The sequence below is a fragment of the Sphingomonas sp. 37zxx genome, from assembly GCF_000786205.1.
Lineage (GTDB): Bacteria > Pseudomonadota > Alphaproteobacteria > Sphingomonadales > Sphingomonadaceae > Sphingomonas.
Window position 1 is genome coordinate 143889 of sequence record NZ_JROH01000009.1, and the last position, 18601, is coordinate 162489.

Genomic DNA, 18601 nt, shown 5'->3' on the forward strand with positions numbered 1-18601 from the left:
TAGATGCGGTCTATGATTGACCGCTATCAGCTTCGCTATTTCCTCGCCGTGGTCGATCATGGCAATTTCTCGCGCGCCGCCGCCAATTGCCATGTGTCGCAGCCGACGCTGTCGGCGGGCATCGCCAAGCTCGAACGCTTTCTTGGCACCCCCTTATTCCTGCGGTCGAGCCAGCGGGTAGAACTCACCGGCGCGGGCACGCGCTTCCTCGACCATGCCCGCCGGATCGAAAGCGAGTTCAACCTGGCGCTGCAAGCCGCAACCGCCGCGACGAATCACCCCGAATTGCGGATCGGCATCCTGCACAGCATCCCCGCCGCCTTCATCGCGCGGGCCGTCAGCCAGATGCGCGCGCTCGATCCCGAGGCGCGGATCGAACTGGTCGACGGCAGCGAGCGCGAACTGGTCGGCCATGTCGCGCGTGGCCGCGTCGATTGCGCGCTGACGCTGGTGGCGCGCGGCGGCGACCGCTTCCTAGAAGAGACGCTGTTCGACGAAGGCTATGCGCTCGCCCTGCCCGCCAATCACCGGCTGGCCGGTGAAGCAGTGATCGAGGCCGAGGCGCTTGCCGCCGAGGTGATGATCGTCCGCCGCCATTGCGAGGCGCTGTCCGAAACCAGCCGGCATTTCACCGAACGCGGGGTGCGCCCGCATTTCGCCTATCGGTCGACCAATGATGAGCGGGTGCTGGCGATGATCGCCGCCGGGCTTGGACTGACGATGATGCCGCTGGGGTATGATTCGCCCGGCGTCGTTCGCCCGCGCCTGGCCGGGTTCAACCTGCGCCGTTCGATCGGGCTGATCTATGGCGCGAATGCAGAGGCTTTGGCGACGACCCCACCCGCGCTGATCGCCGCGCTGCGAACAGCGGTCGCCTGACGATTTCCCCCGCCTGCCCCTGCACGGCGGCGGTCGCCGCCCCATATTTGGGATGATGCCAGCGCCAACCCCGCCCCGTTTAGCCGATATTCGCTCCGGCCCTGCCGCATTGTTGCGGCGGCAGATGATCGGTCAGGTGCGCGCGGTGTTCAACGATCAGGCAAAGGGCGAGCGCCCGGTGATGCGATCGGACAATGCCTTGTTCGATCCGGGCACGCCGATCTGGCGGGTGCATGGCGATGTCACCAGCATGATGGTCGGCGGCGTTGCGGCGTTGCTGCTCCAGATGCTTCACCCCGCCGCGCTTGCCGGGGTGTGGGACCATTCGAATTTCCGCGAGGACATGCTGGGCCGCCTGCGCCGCACCGCGCGCTTCATCGCGGTGACCACCTATGGCGACCGGGTCGACGCCGAAGCGGCGATGGCGCGGGTGCGCCGGATTCACGATCATGTCGGCGGCACGCTTGCCGATGGCACCCCCTATCGCGCCGGCGATCCGCATTTGCTGGCATGGGTGCATGTCGCCGAAGCGATCGGCTTTCTCGATGCGTGGCAGAAGTTCGGATCAAAGCCGCTCACCAGCCCCGAACAGGACCGCTATTTCGCGCAGTTCGCACAGATTGCGCGCGCGCTGGGGGCGGACCCGGTGCCCGAAACCCGCGCCGCCGCCGATTCGCTGTTGCTGGCCTATCGCGGTGAACTGCGGGTCGATTCGCGCACCCGCGAAGTGTCTCGCCTGATCCTGTCACAGCCCGCGCGTTCGGCGGTGGCAGCGCCGGTGCAAGCGATGCTGCTTCAGGCGGCGGTCGATCTGCTGCCCCCCTGGGCGGCGGCGATGCACGGCCTGCCGACCTCGCGAATGCGCCGGCCGCTGGTGTCGGGCACGACCACCGGCGTCGCCAGGGCGCTGCGCTGGGCCTTCGCTACTGCCTGAGCCGCGCGATCAGGCCGCCGCTGGCAGCGTCGTCCACCCCAGCGCCGGGATCGTCATCGAACGCTTGCCTGACAGATCCACCCGCGTGACCAATATCTGCCGCTCCTCGATATAGCCGATCACCCGCCGCGCGCGCCCAAGCGAGGTGGTGCCATATACCCGCGCCAGTTCCTCGTCGCTCGGGCACGGCGCGCCATCGCGAGCCGCGCGGGCGATCGCCAGATACGGTCCCAGCATATCGTCGGGCAGGTCACGCGCGGCGCGGATCGCGGGTGCCCATTCCTCGCCCTCGCAATCATACACCCCCGCGCGCGCCGCCGCGACCCGGCGGGCAAAGGCCGATGCGTCGAGCGGCGAGCGATGTACCCCCTGCATCCGGCAGCGCACCTGGAAATCCTGGAACAACATCGTTGCCGATCGCGCGGCGGCGTCAGGTTCGGCCACGATCGCGCGCAGCACATCGGCAACCACCGCCGCGACATCGACGGGGGGCGAATCATCCTCGACCGGCGGCGGCAGATCGACCTTGGCCAGCGTTTCGAGCACGCTTTCGGCGGGCGCGGGCGGCGGCGGCGGTGGCGACACCAGGAACAGGCTCGCCTGCTCGGGTTCTTCAAGCAACGTCTGCTTCATGTCCGCCGATGGTGTTGGCAACGGCGTCAGCTTGGGTGCGACCGCGCGCGCGCCGGTTTCGACCGAACCGATACGGATCGACACCGGCCGCCGCGAGATCGCCGGCCCCAGCGCCAGGAAGCTGCCGCGCGCCAGATCGCGGATCGCATCGGCCTGTTTGCGCTCCATCCCCAGCAAATCGGCAGCGCGCAGCATGTCGATGTCTAGGAACGTCCGCCCCATCAGGAAGTTCGACGCTTCGGCGGCGACGTTCTTGGCAAGCTTGGCCAGCCGCTGCGTCGCGATGATTCCGGCCAGTCCGCGCTTGCGCCCGCGACACATCAGGTTGGTCATCGCCCCCAGCGATGCACGCCGCACCTCTTCGGCTACCTCGCCGCCACCTGCCGGCGCGAACACCTGCGCCTCGTCGACCACCACCAGGGCCGGATACCAATGTTCACGCGGCGCATCGAACAGCCCGCCCAGAAACGCCGCAGCCGTCCGCATCTGCCCCTCGGCCTCCAGCCCCTCTAGGCTCAGCACCACCGACGCGCGATGCTCGCGGCAGCGCCCGGCAAAGCGCAGGATTTCAGCCGCCGAATATTCCCCCGCCTCGACCACGACATGGCCATAGCGTTCGGACAAGGTGACGAAATCGCCCTCGGGATCAATGATGACCTGCTGGACATGCGGGGCGCTGCGTTCAAGCAGCCGGCGCAACAGATGCGATTTGCCCGACCCGGAATTGCCCTGCACCAGCAGGCGGGTCGCCAATAATTCTTCCAGGTCGATCGACGCGGGACGTCCCGCATCGTCGACCCCCATGTCCACCGATATCGCCATGGCGTGCGTGTGGCCGATGGGGGGGACGACAGGCAAGCGATAACCGACAGAAAGCTGTGAATCGAAATCGGCGCTCCCCTCCCCGATCGGGAGGGGAGCAACCGGATCAGTCGTTCAGGCTGCGCTTGAACGTCTCGGGCAGCCAGATCAGCCCGACCACCACCGTCAGCGACGCCACCACGATCGGATACCACAGGCCATAAGTGATATCCCCCGTCGCCGCGACCATCGCAAAGGCCACCGTCGGCAGAAACCCGCCGAACCAGCCATTGCCGATATGATAGGGCAGCGACATCGACGTGTAACGGATCCGCGTCGGGAATAATTCGACGAGCAGCGCAGCGATCGGGCCGTAAACCATCGTCACCAGGAAGACGAGCGCGAACAGGATCGCAATCACCGTCACCCGGTCGATCTGTGCTGGATCGGCCTTGGCAGGATAGCCGACGGTCGCCAGCCCCGCCTTTACTTCATTTTGAAACGCAGTGATCGCCGCTGACCGCTCGGGGCCGCTCACCATCGCCGGATTGGGCGAGGCAAAGACCGCATCACCGATGCGAACCTGTGCCACAGTGCCCGCCGGTGCCTCGACATTGTTATAGTCCAGGCCGTTCTTGGCCAGATACGCCTTGGCAATGTCGCAGCTCGTGCTGTCGAACTTGTTCCTGCCGACCGGATCGAACTGGAACGAGCATTCGCCTTCATGCGCCAGCACGGTGATCGGTGCGGCGGCGGTGGCACGCGCCAGTGCGGGATTGGCAGCGTCGGTCAGCGCGCCGAACAGCGGGAAATAGGTGATCGCCGCCAGCGCGCAGCCGCTCAGGATGATCGGCTTGCGACCGATCTTGTCCGACAGCCAGCCAAAGAACACGAAGAACGGCGTCGCCAATGCCAGCGCAATCGCGATCATGATATTCGCGCTCGCGCCATCCACCTTCATCGTGCGTTCGAGGAAGAACAGCGCATAGAATTGGCCGGTGTACCAGACCACACCCTGCCCCGCGACCGCACCGAACAGCGCGATCAGCACCCATTTACCGTTGCTCCACGTCCCGAATGCTTCGGTCAGCGGTGCCTTCGACGTTGCGCCCTCGTCCTTCATCTTCTGAAAGACCGGGCTTTCGGCAAGCTGCAAGCGGATCCACAGCGATACGCCCAGTAACAGGATCGAAATCAGGAACGGCACGCGCCAGCCCCATGAAGCAAAGGCTTCCTCGCCCATCGCGGTCCGCAGCCCGATGACGACCAGCAGCGCCGCGAACAGCCCCATCGTCGCCGTCGTCTGAATCCAACTGGTGAACAGCCCGCGCTTGCCCGGCGGGGCATGCTCGGCAACATATGTCGCCGCACCGCCATATTCGCCGCCCAGCGCGAGGCCCTGGATCAGTCGCAGCGCCACCAGAATGATCGGCGCGGCAACGCCGATCGATGCATAGCTTGGCAGCAGACCGACCGAGAAGGTGGCAAGGCCCATCAGCCCCATCGTCACCAGGAAGGTATTCTTGCGCCCGACCAGATCGCCGATCCGCCCGAACACCAGCGCGCCGAACGGTCGCACCGCAAAGCCAGCAGCAAACGCAGCCAGCGCCAGGATAAAGCCCGTCGTCTCGTTCACGCCCGAAAAGAATTGCGCGGTGATATAGGCCGCGAGCAGGCCATAGAGGTAGAAGTCATACCATTCGAACACGGTGCCCAGCGATGACGCCGCGATCACCAGTTTCTCGTTCTGCTTCACCGACATCTTGCCCGGTGGCACCTCATCATATGTCGTCGCCATGCACCCTCTCCCTGTGATGAATTAGAAGCCGTATTTGATCGCGAACTCGATACGATCGAGCGCGCCGGTATCGCCGTTCAGCAATTCGCGGACACCGTGGCGATATTCGATGCCGACGTCGAAACCCTTGGTCGGCGTCCAGAACAGGTTCGCCGCGCCGCCATAGGCCTTGGCATTGGCCAGGCCGGTGACGATCAGCCCCTCGGGATATTGCGCCGATTGATAGCTGCCGGTGAAGGTCGATCGCAGCGTCGGCGTCCACCCCAGCTTCACCGCCGCAAAGCCCGCGAAATTGTCGATCACCAGCAATTGCCCGCCCGGCCCGGCATAGAGCGCGTCGGGAACATACCCCAGGCCCAGATACCGCCCGATGCCCTGGCCATAAGTCGCCATGAAGCGCAGATCGCTGCCATTGGCCCCGATCGGCACCTTGCCCGATCCCGACACGCCCCAGCCGAACGCGCTGTCGCCCACGCCAAGCGCATCGACACGCAATTCGCGCGCGATCGCGGCAATCGCGAAATCGCCAAAGCGAGGCTTCAGGTTCAGCCGCGCGACCAGATCGGGCGCGCGATCATCGTCGGTATCGACCAGTGCGGCATTGCCCGGCAGCGCGGTCTCGCTCTGCGGATTCTCGATCGCCAATTGCAGGTTTGCGGTCTTCGACAGCGGCACGGTGTAGCGGATCAGCGCCTGCCGGTTGAACACCGTCCCCTCGAGCGGCCCGACGAAATCGGTGCTTTCGGGCAGCACGCCGACATTCTGGAAGGTCGACCATTCCTGCCCGACCAGCAGGTTACCATATTCGATGAAGCCGCGGCGGAACGTCGGCACATAGGGGTTGGTCGCGCGCTGCGCTCCCACCGGCGCGGTCGCCAGCGCGAAATCGAATTCGATCAGCGTCTTGATCTCGCCGCCGCCCGCCGGGGTCGATGAACTCAGCGCGATCCGCGATTGGCGGGCGGACAATAACAGGTCTTCGCTCGAAAAATTGCCGCCGACCGGGATTTGCTGCGGCAGATAGAATTCCTTGCCCAGCCCGCCGACTGCGACCTCGCCCGCGCTGTAGCGGCTGGCGATGGTGTTCAGCCGGACAAAGCCGTTCAGCTTCACCGTCGTATTGCCCACCCGAAATCCATCGGGCGGCGATGCGGCTGCGGCGTGGCTTTGACCCTGCGACGATACCGCCGGATATGCCGTCGGCGCGAGCGGCCGGCCCGCCACCGCAACCGGGGAAACGCTAGCGGGCGGCGCGGCGCGGGCAGCGCGAAGCTCACCGCGCAGCGTCGCCACCGCCTCCTCCAACTGGTTCAGCCGCGCTTCCAACTGCACCTCGCGCCCGGTCTGCGCTTCGGCACGCCCGGCCACGATCGATGCGATCGCGACGCTTGCCAGCAACAGGCCTTGATGGTGTCGCATCCATACTCTCCCAAGGCTGCCGGTGCGCGCTCATGGCACGCACTCTGACAGCGGCTTCAGGATCGACCGCCCACGGGCATGGCGATAGTTAGACGTTCGTCGATGCCCATAGACGGTGCGCGTCTGCGACCTAGGTCTGGGATGCGCCGGCGATGCGAACCGGGTAATGGTTAGCGAAACAATCAGAGAGGAGCCTTAGATGAGTCAGGCCATCCACCGCGTTCCCGCCACCTGGGCGGAAACCGCGAAGATCGACGCAGCCGGCTACACCGCCGCGCATGCCCGCTCGATCGCTGATCCCAACGGCTTCTGGCGCGACGAGGCGAAGCGGATCGACTGGATCAAACCTTTCACCCGCGTCAAGGAAACCTCGTTCGACGAGGCCGATTTCGGCATCCAATGGTTCGCCGACGGAAAGCTGAACGTGTCGGCCAACTGCCTCGATCGCCATCTCGCCGAACGCGGCGATACCGTGGCGATCCTGTGGGAGCCCGACAGCCCCGGCGACGCCCGCCGCATCACCTATCGCGAGCTGCACGCCGAAGTTTGCCGCTTCGCCAACATCCTGAAAGACAATGGCGTCGGGCGCGGCGACCGCGTGACGCTGTACATGCCGATGATCCCCGAAGCGGCGATGGCGATGCTCGCCTGCACGCGGATCGGCGCGATCCATTCGATCGTCTTTGGCGGCTTTTCATCCGACGCGCTTGCGGGCCGAATCCGCGATTGCGACAGCACGCTGGTCATCACCGCTGATGAAGGGCTTCGCAGCGGCAAGACCGTACCGCTCAAGGCCAATCTCGACGAAGCGCTCAAGCGCTGCCCATCGGTGCAAAAGGTCGTCGTCGTCCGCCGCACCGGCGGCGCGGTGGTGATGCAGGAAGGCCGCGACGTCTGGTACCACGAGGCGCTCGACGCCGCCTCGCCCGATTGCGCACCTGAAGCGATGGGTGCCGAGGACCCGCTGTTCATCCTCTATACCAGCGGATCGACCGGCCAGCCAAAGGGGGTGCTGCACACCACCGGCGGCTATCTGGTGTGGGCGTCGATGACGCATGAATATATCTTTGATTATCGCCCCGGCGACGTGTTCTGGTGCGCCGCCGACATCGGCTGGGTCACCGGCCACACCTATGTTGTCTATGGCCCGCTCGCCAATGGCGCGACGACGGTGATGTTCGAAGGGGTGCCCAACTGGCCCGATCCCAGCCGCTTCTGGCAGGTCGTCGACAAATTCGGCGTCAACATCTTCTACGCCGCCCCCACCGCGCTTCGCGCGCTGATGCGCGAGGGCGACGATTATGTCACGCGCACCGATCGTTCGTCGCTTCGCCTCCTTGGCAGCGTCGGCGAGCCGATCAATCCCGAAGCCTGGGAATGGTATTACCGTGTCGTCGGCGACAGCCGCTGCCCGATCGTCGATACTTGGTGGCAGACCGAAACCGGCGGCGCGATGATCTCGCCGCTGCCAGGCGCGACCGATCTGAAACCTGGTTCAGCTACCAAGCCGATGTTCGGCGTCCAGCCGCAACTGGTCGATACCGAGGGACAGGTGCTCGACGGCGCGACTGAGGGGTGCCTGGTGATCACCGATAGCTGGCCGGGGCAGATGCGCACCGTCTGGGGCGATCACGATCGGTTTTTCCAGACCTATTTTACCACTTTCCCCGGCAAATATTTCACCGGCGACGGCGCGCGGCGCGATGCCGATGGCGATTACTGGATCACTGGGCGGATCGACGACGTCATCAACGTCAGTGGCCATCGCATGGGCACTGCCGAAGTCGAAAGCGCACTAGTCGCGCATGCTCACGTCGCCGAGGCGGCGGTTGTCGGCATGCCGCATCCGGTGAAGGGTCAGGGCATCTATGCCTATGTCACGCTCAACGCCAACGTTGCCGACAGCGAGGAACTGCGCAAGGAATTGTCGCTGTGGGTGCGCCGTGAGATCGGCCCGATCGCCACGCCCGACGTGATCCAGTTCGCGCCGGGCCTGCCCAAGACCCGCTCGGGCAAGATCATGCGCCGCATTTTGCGCAAAATTGCCGAGGGCGACATCGGCTCGCTGGGCGATACTTCGACCCTCGCCGATCCGGCGGTGGTGGACAATCTGATCGAGAATCGCCCACTGCTGCCTGCATGACCCAAACCATCCTCGTCGCCGACGACCATCCGCTGTTTCGCCAGGCGCTCACCCTGGCAATCGAGCGGGTGGCCCCGGCGGCAAAGATCGTCGAGGCGGGCACCGTCGCGCGCGCCGCCGAACTCGCGGCGCGTGCCGAGGATCTTGCCTTGGTGCTGCTTGACCTGAAGATGCCGGGCGCCGAAGGGTTTTCGGGCGTCGCACTGCTCCACGCCGAACGTCCCGGTGTGCCGATCCTGGTGGTATCGAGCGCCGATGGCCTGGCGGTCGCGCACGAGGCCTGCCGCTTCGGCGCGGTCGGCTTCATCGGCAAGGACCGCCCGCTCGAGGAAATCGAAACCGCGATCGCCGACGCGCTGGCGGGCAAGGCGATTGCCGGCCCCGCCGATCCTGAAATCGACGCGGTCGCCGAAAAGGTCGCGGGGCTTACCCCGATGCAGCTAAAGGTGCTGCTGGGTGTCCTCCACGGCCGGCTGAACAAACAGATCGCCTATGACCTGTCGATCAGCGAGGCGACGGTGAAGGCGCACATGACCGCAGTGCTCCGCAAACTCGACGTCCAGAACCGAACCCAGGCGGTACTCGCAGCGCGCGCGCTGGGTCTGGGGATTACGCACTAGTGGTCCGATTCTGACATTTGCTACCCCCTTCGGCTCAGTCAGGAGCAAATGTCAGAATCTCCAGGACCACTAGCAATTATGTGATTCTAGTGGATTTTATGATTTTGACATTCGCAGCGAGAGCGTGCCGCAGGCGGGATGCGAATGTCAAAATCAATCCACTAGAGCGCACCCCCCGTTCGTTTCGAGCGAAGTGGCGAAATCGCCACGCAGCGCGGACTACCCCCGTCACTCCGCCGCCCACGCCCCTTCGCCCTCCGCGATCCACCCCGACAGCGTCGCCGCCGCCAGCGGCTTCGCCAGCACCGCCACCCCCGCGACATGCGCCTTGGCCAAGGTGACCGGCGACGCATCGGCAGTCACCAGCGCCGCACGCAGCCCCGCCCGCGCGCGCCGAAGCGACGCGATCGTCGCCAGCCCGTCGGGTCCGTCGCCCAGATGGAAATCGACCAGCACCAATGTCGCATCGCCAAGTGCCGCCACAGCACTCGCCGCATCGCACGCGCTGGTTACGCGGTGGCCATCGGCTTCGAGCAAAGCGCGCATCGCGTCGACAATGTCGGGATCGTCGTCGACCACCAGGATCGAATATCGCCGCTCGCCGATCGTGGCTGGCAAGCGCGGCTTCGTCTCCGCCGGCTGTGCCCGCGACACCGGCAACACGATGCCGAACGCGCTTCCCCTTCCGACTTGTGAGCGCAACGTCACCTCGGCCCCGATCAGCCGCGCGGTGCGCTCGACGATCGCCAGGCCCAGGCCGATCCCGCCCTCGCCGCCGGTGCCCAGCCGCTCGAACTCGCGAAAGATCGCCGCGCGCTTGTCGTCGGGAATGCCGTGGCCGGTGTCGATCACCTCGATCGCGATTCCGCCCCCACGCCGCCGCGCGCCGACCAGCACGCCGCCGCTATCGGTGTAACGGATGGCATTCGACACGAAATTCTGCAGGATCGACCGCAGCAGCACCGGATCGGCATCGACCACGCCAGCCCCCGCCCCCAGCCGGATCCGTAGCCCCTTTTCGGCGGCGAGCGGACGAAACCCCTCGACCACATCGTGCAGCAGCGGGCGAACGTCGATCGCTTGCGGCGCGGGTTCGATCCCGCCGGCGTCGAGCTTGGAAATATCGAGCAGCGCGCGCAGCAATTGCTCGGCGGCGGCAATCGACTTGTCCACCCGCTCGACCAGCCGATGCGCCCCGGTCTCGCGCCCCAGCGCCGCGCTGAACAGCCGGGCGGCGTGCAGCGGCTGCAACAGATCATGGCTCGCCGCCGCCAGAAACCGTGTCTTGTCGCGCGTCGCCAGCGCCAGTTGTTCGTTCAGCCGGGTCAGCTCGGCCGTGCGTTCGGTCACCCGCGCCTCCAGCTCGGCGCGCGCGCGCGCTTCGGTGGTGGTGTCGGTGAAGCACATCACATAGCCGCCGCCGGGCATCGGCCCGCCCACGGTCTTCAGCACGCGGCCATCGGGGCGGATGCGCTCGAAACTATGCACTTCGCCGCGCTTCAGATGCCCCAGCCGCCGCTCGACATGCGCATCGACTTCGCCGGGACCGCAATCGCCGCGAATCGCGTTCCATCGGATCAGATCGGCAACTGGCGCGCCGACATGCACCATCCCCTCAGGATAGCCGAACAGGTCGAGATAGCGGCTGTTCCACGCCACCAGCCGCTGTTCGCCATCGACCACGCTGACGCCGGGGTCGATATGCTCGAGCGTGGCGGCCAACAGCCCCTTGGAAAATTGCAGGCTCTGCCCGCTTTCATCGAGCATCCGCGCAACGTCTTCATAGCCCAGCCGCTCGCCCGCCAGCGCCGATGCCATCAGCGCCCGTGCCGATGGTGCTCCGACCACGCCCGCCACCAGCCGCTCGGCACGCCTGGCGTCTTCGCGCGCGATCGGACGCGCTTGCGGCGGCCCCAGCGTTTCGGCGGCGCGCCCTTCGCCGACAAAGCGCGCGACGAACGCCGACAGCGCCGCCATATCCTCGACCTGCCCCACCCGCCCGCGCGCGAACAGGCGCGGGGGAGCCGGGGCCTTGCGCGCCGCCACCAGCGCCAGCAGCAACAGGTTCGCTCCCAAGCTCCACGCCACACCATGCACCAGCGGCCCGGCATTGCCGATCCCCAACAGGTGGCGCGGGTCGAAGATAGTCGCCGACAGCGCGGTCAGCCATTCGCTCGGCAGCACCGGCGGCAGCGCCAGCGTCCACAGCCACAAAACCAGCCCGGCGGTCAGCCCCACCTTGGCCGCCAGCGCATCACGCATCCGCCCGTCGACCGCCAGCAACAACAGCGGCGCGATCTGCGCCGTCGCGGCAAAGGCGATATGGCCGATCACCGCCAGCCGCTGCTCCCCCGAAATCGAACGCGCCCACAGCAGGGCGGCGGCAATCACCAGCACGATCGACAGCCGCCGAACGTTCAGCAACAGCCGCCCCAGATTGGCCTCACCCGACAATCGCGGCGATCGCAGCAGGATCGGCGCGATCAGATCGTTCGACACCATCGTCGACAGCGCGATCGTCTCGACGACCACCATCGCCGTCGCCGCCGAAAAGCCGCCCAGGAACGCCACCAGCGCCAGCGCCTGCGAATCGATCGCCAGCGGCAATTGCAGCACGAACAGGTCGGGCGATGCGCCCGCCGGCAACAGCGCCAGCCCCGCCCAGGTGATCGGCAACACCATCACCGTCATCGCCGCGAGATAGGCGACAAATGGCCAGCGCGCGCGAACGATGTCGGCTGGCGAATGCGCTTCGATCACGCTCATATAAAATTGGCGCGGCAGGCACAGGATCGCAGTCATCGACAGCAAGGTGATCACCGCGACCTCGACACCGATCCCTTGCGGGCGAAAGTTGCGAACGATCGCCGCCGCGCCCTCGGCCACCACATAGCGCGGGGCAGCCAGCAGCAGCGCCACCGCTACCCCCGCGACTGCCGCCAGCGCCGCCAGCTTGACCAGCGATTCAAACGCGGTGGCAAACACCACGCCTTCGTTGCGCCCCGATGCCTCATAGCGCCTGGTGCCAAACAGCATCGCGAACATCGCCAGGACGATGGCGGTGCCCCCCATCGCCACCGCGACCGATCCGCCCCCCAATGCGGAAAATGCCACCCCGACCGATCGCAGTTGCAGCGCGATATAGGGCATCACGCCCAAGGCGGCGGTGATCGTGACCAATGCCGCCACGCCGCGGCTCTTGCCGAAACGCGATCCGATAAAGTCCGAAATCGTCGTCGCGCCCTCGGCCTGCACCGCTGCGACCAACCGCCGCAGGAATCGCGGCGCGAACGCGAACACCAGCATCGGCCCCAGATAGATCGGCAGGTACGACCAGCCATCGGCGGCCGCGCTCCCCACCGCGCCGAAAAAGGTCCAACTGGTGCAATAGACCGCCAGCGACAGCGCATAGGCGACATGCCGGAACCGATGCTGCGCCAGCGCAGCGCGGCGTCGCTCGACCCACGCTGCCACCGCGAACAACAACGCGGCAAAGCCGGCAACGACAAGGGTGAGGACAAGCGGGTTCAAGACGGTCGCCACCGGCGCATAGCGGCTATCCCGTCATTCCCGCGCAGGCGCGCAGTGCGGCGCGACCGGCGATCACCATTCACGCCCGACCGGATACAGCAGATAGCGCGCATCATAATAAGGCGTTCGCGCATAAAACCACGCCAGCCTGGCATCTGCATCGCCTGCAAATTTGGGATCAGCCGCCAGCTTCGCCTCGAACGCGCGCTTCAGCGCCGGATCGCGTGCCAGCATGGCATCGGCCATCGGCGCGATCGCATAGCCTTCGATATATTCGGTACGCATCAGGATCGCCGGAAAGTAATTCCATGCCAGCAACGAATCGGGGCTCTCAGCCTCGAGCATCGCCGCCGCCAACAGGCCCAGCGGCTGGTCCGATGGCACCCGCACCGATCCCGCCGGCATCGTCTCGGTCCGCATTTCATGCGCATAGCCGGCCTTCAGCGGCACATGCCCTTCGCTTGCCGAACCCAGTTTCGGCTCTTGCAGCCTGACCATGTCGAGCGCCACCGCGCGTGGGGCCTCGATCGTTTCGAACGCAATCCCCTGCACCCGCAGCCGCTCGATCACCTGCGGCGCGCTGGCGGGCACCCACCATGCTTTGGGCAGGCGATTGGCAATAGCAGGCACCTGTCCGAACACCGGCATCTTCACCGTAACCGGCCGCCCCAACCAGCGAAGCTCGTCGCGCCCCGATGCGGGCGAGCGATAGCTGTCGTGCGCCATGCCCTTGAATGTCATCGTGAAGATTGGTTCAGGGGCTTCCTTCCACGCCAGCACCGTTTCGGCCGGGCGCGCGGCGCGGTCGGCGGCGATGGCGGTTTGCAGCGCACTCCGCTCGCGCGCCACGGTGCGCAGCGCGGTTTCGATGAACACATATGTGCCCAGCACCCGCTGGCGATAGGGCTTGAGCGAATGCGTTTCGAGCAGCACCGTCGGCACGCGGGCAAGGTCGCCCCAGCCGGTCGAATAGCGCGCGGCATCGGGGTTATGCGCGATCCCCTTGGCCGGATCGCGATTGTCGATCGCATCGACATACATGCCCGGCACATGGCCGTTGGCGGTCAGCGCGGCATCGAACGCCGGGCGCAACCGCTCGTCGAGCCAGCGCCCGATCGCGACGCTGTTGCCATAGCGTCCGTACAACCCGTTGAAATCATAGGTGATGTCATATTGATAATCGGTGCCGTCGGTGACGTGCAGGTCCAGGTACAATGCGGGATCGATCCGCCGGATCAACGCCAGCATCGCGCGCATCTCGGGCGTGTCGGCCTTGAGGTAATCGCGGTTGAGGTTCAGATTCTGCGCGTTGGTGCGCCAGCCCTGGTCGCGCGGGCCGCGCTGGTTGGGGCGGCTCCAGGGCGATGACCGCTCATGCCCATCGGCGTTGAAGATCGGCACGAAGACGAGGTCGACCTGGTCGAGCAGCGCATCCTTGCCGCCAAAGGCGATGTCGCGCAGCAGCATCATGCCGGCGTCCTTGCCGTCGATTTCGCCGGCATGAATCCCCGCCTGCGCCAGCACCACCGGCTTGCCCGGCCCCTTGCTCGCGCGGACATAATAAAGGTCGCGCCCCTCGAGGGTGGTGCCGAAACTGTGGATCGTCAGCAGCGGCGACGCGGCGACCAGCCGCTCGATCCAGGCGCGGGTCGCGGCGTAATCGGGCGTCGTCTCGAATCCCGCAGCTTCCACCGGCGTGATCCAGCGCGCGCCGGGCTTGGCGACCAGCGCCTCGCTCGCCCCCGACCAGGGCAGCACCGGCGGCAGCGGCGCTGGCTGGGTCTGGGCATGGACGGGCGCGGCAGCGAGCAGCGCAAACGAAGTGGCGACGCGAAGGATCATGGTGCCGGTCCTATCGCGCACCGGCACCAGCGGCAATCGCCCTCCCTTCCACGTCAGGGGCAGACCCTTAAACGAAGTCCAGAATCGCCGCGTCGACCGCCATGCTCTCTCCCGGCGCGAAGTGGATCTTGCCCACCACCCCCGGCCGTTCGGCGCGAAGGATATTCTCCATCTTCATCGCCTCTACCGTCGCCAGCGGCTGCCCCGGCTCGACCGTATCGCCCTCGGCGACGTGCAGCGCGCTCAGCATGCCCGGCATCGGGCACAGCAGGAACTTCGACAGGTCTGGCGGCACCTTCGCGATCATGTGCGTCGACAGGTCCGCCGCGCGCACCGACAGGGTGCGCACCACATGGCTGCGACCATGCGCGTTCAGCCGCCAGCCGGTGCGGGTGCGCTTCACCCCTACGCTCAGCGGCTCGCCATCAATCGTCGCGACGAACTTGCGCTGGCCGGGCTTCCACCCGGTCACCACGTCGAGCGGGCTTTCCTGCGGATCGAGATTGACCAGCAGCCCGCGATCATAGCCGTCGATCGACACATCATATCGCTTCTCCCCGATCAGCACCGCACGATCCTCGCGCGGGATGAACCGGTCGTCGAGCTTGTCCGAGATGCTGGCGTTGCGCCACGCGGTCTCCATGTCGAGCACCGCCGCCACCGCCGCCAGCTTGCGGATCATCGCCTCCGACGTATCCGCTCCGGTGAAACCGTCAGGGAATTCCTCGGCAATGAAGCCCGTCGTCAGATTGCCGCTGCGAAAGCGCGGATGCTGCATCAGCGCCGACAGGAAATCGATGTTGTTGCCGACGCCCTCCAGCTCGAACTGATCGAGCGCCGTCACCGCCAGATCGGCCGCACCGTCGCGCGTGGGTGCCCAGGTCACCAGCTTGGCGATCATCGGGTCATAGAACATGCTGACCTCGCCACCCTCGGCAACGCCATCATCGACGCGGATATAGGGTTCATCTTCCCCCCTCCCGCTCGCGGGAGGGGTCAGGGGTGGGCCTTCTGCTCCAGCATCCCAATCCATCACCGAAATAGCCCCACCCCCGGCCCTTCCCGCGCGCGGGAGGGGAGTGGGAACCCGATACCGCACCAGCCGGCCCGTGCTCGGCAGGAACCCGCGATACGGATCCTCGGCATAGACCCGGTTCTCGATCGCCCAGCCGAGCACCGGCACTTCATCCTGCGTCAGCGGCAAAGCCTCGCCCGCCGCCACCCGGATCATCAGCTCGACCAGGTCCAGCCCGGTAATCGCCTCGGTCACCGGATGCTCCACCTGGAGCCGGGTGTTCATCTCAAGGAAGTAGAAGCTGTCGCCTGTCGGGTCCGCGCCCGACACGATCAGTTCGACCGTGCCCGCGCTGTAATAGCCCACCGCGCGCGCCAGCGCGACGGCCTGCTCGCCCATTTTCCGCCGCATCTCGGGCGTGACGAAGGGCGATGGCGCTTCCTCGACCACCTTCTGGTGGCGGCGCTGGATCGAACATTCGCGCTCGTTCAGGTACAGGATGTTGCCGTGCTGATCACCGATCAGCTGGATTTCGATGTGGCGCGGGGTTTCGATGAACTTCTCGATGAAGACGCGGTCGTCGCCGAAGCTGGCTAGCCCCTCGCGCTTGGTCGCCTCGAATCCGTCGCGGACGTCCTGCTCGCTATAGGCCAGCCGCATCCCCTTGCCGCCGCCGCCTGCGCTCGCCTTCATCATCACCGGATAGCCGATCTCCCCCGCGATCCGCACCGCATGGTCGGTATCGGCGATCTCGCCCAGGAAGCCGGGGACGACGTTGACGCCGGCGGCCTTGGCGAGCTTCTTGGACTCGATCTTGTCCCCCATCGCCGCAATTGCCGTCGGCGGCGGACCGACAAAGGCAATCCCCGCCTCGGCACAGGCCCGCGCGAAACTCTCGCGCTCGGACAGGAAGCCATAGCCGGGATGGATGCAGTCCGCTCCGGTATCCTTGGCGACGAGCAGGATCAACTCGGCCTTGAGATAGGACTCCGCCGCCGGTGCCGGCCCGAGCCGAACGCTCTCATCGGCCATCAGCACATGCGGCGCGCGCGCATCGGCGTCCGAATAAACCGCGACCGTAGCAATACCCATCTTCTTGGCGGTCCGCATAACCCGGCACGCGATTTCGCCACGATTGGCGACGAGGATTTTCTTGAACATCAGCGCTTCTTCCGATTTCGAATGAGCAAGCAGAGAGCGATGCACCAGAGTGCCGCGAACACTGCGATATAAGGCAACAACCGCAATCGTTTGGCCTGAACACACGCCGGACCGAAAAGGCCGGGCTCTGCGCAATCGAATGGGGAAACGGCGTCAACTCCCCAGGCCACCAACATCATTGATGCAAGCACGAAAATGACCAAAGGGGGGCCTCTCATTCCGCAACAACCCACATCGGCTGTGCAGTCGTGCTCAGCACGCCCCCTCGCGTTACAAACAGCGCCCCTTTACTATCGCCCTTGGCACTGCCCCTGGTCAGTAGCGTGTCGCTAGTGACGATCAACTTCGCCCCCACCCTCACCCGACCCTCGACGCAGGTGCGCCCCGCAGCAGCCCTTCAGTGCTGAGATCCTCGTCAATCTCTGGCCAGTGGATGCCATAGCCTGCACCCGCCTTTTCCCAATGCGCGCGCTGGTCCGGGCTTGCGTGCAGCAACCGTGGATACCATGCCAACGGTGCCGAGATCGTACGCCCGTCCATCAAATCGACGATCAGGCTCGCATCGCCGAAGCGCACGTCCAACACCCGTTCGTCAGTGAGCCTAGCCGAAATATTCATGCCATGCCTCCAGCAGGGTCGTGCGATGCTCTTCGACCATCGCCACGATGCCATTGATCTCATGTGCGCGAAAGCCACGGCTCTTTGCCACCGCTACGCCTTCCAGCCAGACCTTCATCGTCGCTTCGCCCCGATCGACATGGACGTGCGGCGGCTCGTTGGGTTCGTGGCTATAGAAATAGAAGCGGAAGGCGCCGATCCGCAGCACCGTGGGCATTATTCCGCCGCTTCCAATTCCGCCCGCACCTCAACTGCCATCGGCATCACCCCCAACCGCGCGAACAACGCCGCGTCCTTGTCATCCCCCGCATTGCCCGTGGTCAGCAGCTTGTCGCCGGTGAAGATCGAATTGGCCCCGGCAAGGAAGCACAGCGCCTGCGTTTCGTCGCTCATACTCTCGCGGCCCGCGCTCAGGCGGACCATCGACAACGGCATCAGGATGCGCGCCACCGCGACCGTCCGTACAAATTCGATCTGGTCGATCTTCGCCAGCGGGGTATCGGCCAGCATGTCGCCCAGCACCGTGCCCTTTACCGGCACCAGCGCGTTGATCGGCACGCTTTCGGGATGCTCCATCGTCGCCAGCGCGTGGAGGAAGCCGACCCGGTCCTCGCGCTTTTCGCCCATGCCGATGATCCCGCCCGAACAGACGTTGATCCCTGCCCCGCGCACATTTTCCAGCGTCTCGATCCGGTCCTCGAAACTGCGCGTCGTGATGACGTTGGCGTAATTCTCCGGCGAAGTGTCGATATTGTGGTTATAGTAATCGAGCCCCGCATCGGCGAGCTGTGCGGCCTGCCCTTCGCTGAGCATCCCCAGCGTCATGCAGGTTTCCAGGCCCATCTGGCGCACGCCCTTCACCATCTCGACGATGGCGGGCATGTCCTTGTCCTTGGGGCTCCGCCACGCCGCGCCCATGCAGAAGCGCGAAGAGCCATTGTCCTTCGCCTGCGCCGCCGCCTGTAGCACGGCGCGGACGTCCATCATTTTGGTCGCTTTCAGCCCGGTTTCGGCGTGCGCGGACTGGTTGCAATAGCCGCAATCCTCGACACAGCCGCCGGTCTTGATCGACAGCAAGGTGGAGAGTTGCACCTGGTTGCGCGGATGGTGCGCGCGGTGGACCGATGCGGCGTCATACACCAGATCGAGAAACGGCAGGTCGAACAGCGCGGCGATCTCTTCGCGGGTCCAGTCGTTGCGCATTACA

General features: G+C 65.7%; 13 protein-coding genes. 4 read left to right on the forward strand and 9 right to left on the reverse strand.

Features of this window, described 5'->3' with window-relative positions; genetic code table 11:
• Nucleotides 1–12: 12 nt before the first annotated feature.
• Nucleotides 13–879, forward strand: a complete 867-nt coding sequence (locus QU44_RS06155; RefSeq protein WP_033920910.1) for a LysR family transcriptional regulator — start codon at nucleotides 13–15, stop codon at nucleotides 877–879.
• Between the two features lie 124 nt (nucleotides 880–1003).
• On the forward strand, nucleotides 1004–1813 hold the full coding sequence (locus tag QU44_RS06160; protein ID WP_033920911.1) for an oxygenase MpaB family protein: 810 nt from the start codon (nucleotides 1004–1006) through the stop codon (nucleotides 1811–1813).
• A gap of 9 nt (nucleotides 1814–1822) precedes the next feature.
• On the opposite strand, the gene QU44_RS06165 is transcribed toward QU44_RS06160, so the two are convergent.
• The 3 genes from QU44_RS06165 to QU44_RS06175 form a co-directional block, all read right to left on the reverse strand.
• Entirely contained in the window at nucleotides 1823–3268 is a 1446-nt protein-coding gene (locus QU44_RS06165; RefSeq protein ID WP_033920912.1) for an ATP-binding protein, read from the reverse strand.
• Between the two features lie 106 nt (nucleotides 3269–3374).
• Nucleotides 3375–5045 (reverse strand): MFS transporter, encoded by a 1671-nt coding sequence (locus tag QU44_RS06170; RefSeq protein ID WP_033920913.1) that lies wholly within the window; start codon nucleotides 5043–5045, stop codon nucleotides 3375–3377.
• Between the two features lie 21 nt (nucleotides 5046–5066).
• On the reverse strand, nucleotides 5067–6464 hold the full coding sequence (locus QU44_RS06175; protein ID WP_033920915.1) for a DcaP family trimeric outer membrane transporter: 1398 nt from the start codon (nucleotides 6462–6464) through the stop codon (nucleotides 5067–5069).
• Nucleotides 6465–6663: 199 nt separating this feature from the next.
• On the opposite strand from QU44_RS06175, the gene acs reads away from it, so the two are divergent.
• Nucleotides 6664–8607, forward strand: a complete 1944-nt coding sequence (gene acs, locus QU44_RS06180) for an acetate--CoA ligase (RefSeq protein WP_033920916.1) — start codon at nucleotides 6664–6666, stop codon at nucleotides 8605–8607.
• Nucleotides 8604–9227 carry a response regulator gene (locus QU44_RS06185; protein WP_033920917.1) on the forward strand — a complete coding sequence of 208 codons (624 nt, stop codon included), beginning with the start codon at nucleotides 8604–8606 and terminating at the stop codon, nucleotides 9225–9227. The genes acs and QU44_RS06185 overlap by 4 nt, the downstream gene beginning before the upstream one ends.
• Nucleotides 9228–9455: 228 nt before the next feature.
• Here the strand turns inward: QU44_RS06185 and QU44_RS06190 are convergent, their stop codons facing one another.
• The 6 genes from QU44_RS06190 to bioB form a co-directional block, all read right to left on the reverse strand.
• Complete coding sequence (locus tag QU44_RS06190) at nucleotides 9456–12758, reverse strand: PAS-domain containing protein (RefSeq protein ID WP_033920996.1); 3303 nt, start codon at nucleotides 12756–12758, stop codon at nucleotides 9456–9458.
• Between the two features lie 72 nt (nucleotides 12759–12830).
• Nucleotides 12831–14600 carry a M14 family metallopeptidase gene (locus QU44_RS06195; protein WP_033920918.1) on the reverse strand — a complete coding sequence of 590 codons (1770 nt, stop codon included), beginning with the start codon at nucleotides 14598–14600 and terminating at the stop codon, nucleotides 12831–12833.
• Between the two features lie 67 nt (nucleotides 14601–14667).
• Nucleotides 14668–16776: an acetyl-CoA carboxylase biotin carboxylase subunit gene (locus tag QU44_RS06200; RefSeq protein WP_033920997.1), complete on the reverse strand. Its 2109-nt coding sequence runs from the start codon at nucleotides 16774–16776 to the stop codon at nucleotides 14668–14670.
• Nucleotides 16777–17133: 357 nt separating this feature from the next.
• Nucleotides 17134–17394: a DUF2442 domain-containing protein gene (locus QU44_RS06205; protein WP_033920920.1), complete on the reverse strand. Its 261-nt coding sequence runs from the start codon at nucleotides 17392–17394 to the stop codon at nucleotides 17134–17136.
• Entirely contained in the window at nucleotides 17378–17611 is a 234-nt protein-coding gene (locus QU44_RS06210) for a DUF4160 domain-containing protein (RefSeq protein WP_033920921.1), read from the reverse strand. The genes QU44_RS06205 and QU44_RS06210 overlap by 17 nt, the downstream gene beginning before the upstream one ends.
• Nucleotides 17611–18597 carry a biotin synthase BioB gene (gene bioB, locus QU44_RS06215; RefSeq protein ID WP_033920922.1) on the reverse strand — a complete coding sequence of 329 codons (987 nt, stop codon included), beginning with the start codon at nucleotides 18595–18597 and terminating at the stop codon, nucleotides 17611–17613. Before bioB ends, QU44_RS06210 begins: the two co-directional genes overlap by 1 nt.
• Nucleotides 18598–18601 lie beyond the last annotated feature (4 nt).

Bases quoted from the DNA above. Each gene is read 5' to 3' on its own strand.
- QU44_RS06155 (WP_033920910.1), top strand. From the start codon at position 13: ATGATTGACCGCTATCAGCTTCGCTATTTCCTCGCCGTGGTCGATCAT.
- QU44_RS06160 (WP_033920911.1), top strand. From the start codon at position 1,004: ATGATCGGTCAGGTGCGCGCGGTGTTCAACGATCAGGCAAAGGGCGAG.
- QU44_RS06165 (WP_033920912.1), bottom strand. From the start codon at position 3,268: ATGGCGATATCGGTGGACATGGGGGTCGACGATGCGGGACGTCCCGCG.
- QU44_RS06170 (WP_033920913.1), bottom strand. From the start codon at position 5,045: ATGGCGACGACATATGATGAGGTGCCACCGGGCAAGATGTCGGTGAAG.
- QU44_RS06175 (WP_033920915.1), bottom strand. From the start codon at position 6,464: ATGCGACACCATCAAGGCCTGTTGCTGGCAAGCGTCGCGATCGCATCG.
- acs (WP_033920916.1), top strand. From the start codon at position 6,664: ATGAGTCAGGCCATCCACCGCGTTCCCGCCACCTGGGCGGAAACCGCG.
- QU44_RS06185 (WP_033920917.1), top strand. From the start codon at position 8,604: ATGACCCAAACCATCCTCGTCGCCGACGACCATCCGCTGTTTCGCCAG.
- QU44_RS06195 (WP_033920918.1), bottom strand. From the start codon at position 14,600: ATGATCCTTCGCGTCGCCACTTCGTTTGCGCTGCTCGCTGCCGCGCCC.
- QU44_RS06200 (WP_033920997.1), bottom strand. From the start codon at position 16,776: ATGTTCAAGAAAATCCTCGTCGCCAATCGTGGCGAAATCGCGTGCCGG.
- QU44_RS06205 (WP_033920920.1), bottom strand. From the start codon at position 17,394: ATGAATATTTCGGCTAGGCTCACTGACGAACGGGTGTTGGACGTGCGC.
- QU44_RS06210 (WP_033920921.1), bottom strand. From the start codon at position 17,611: ATGCCCACGGTGCTGCGGATCGGCGCCTTCCGCTTCTATTTCTATAGC.
- bioB (WP_033920922.1), bottom strand. From the start codon at position 18,597: ATGCGCAACGACTGGACCCGCGAAGAGATCGCCGCGCTGTTCGACCTG.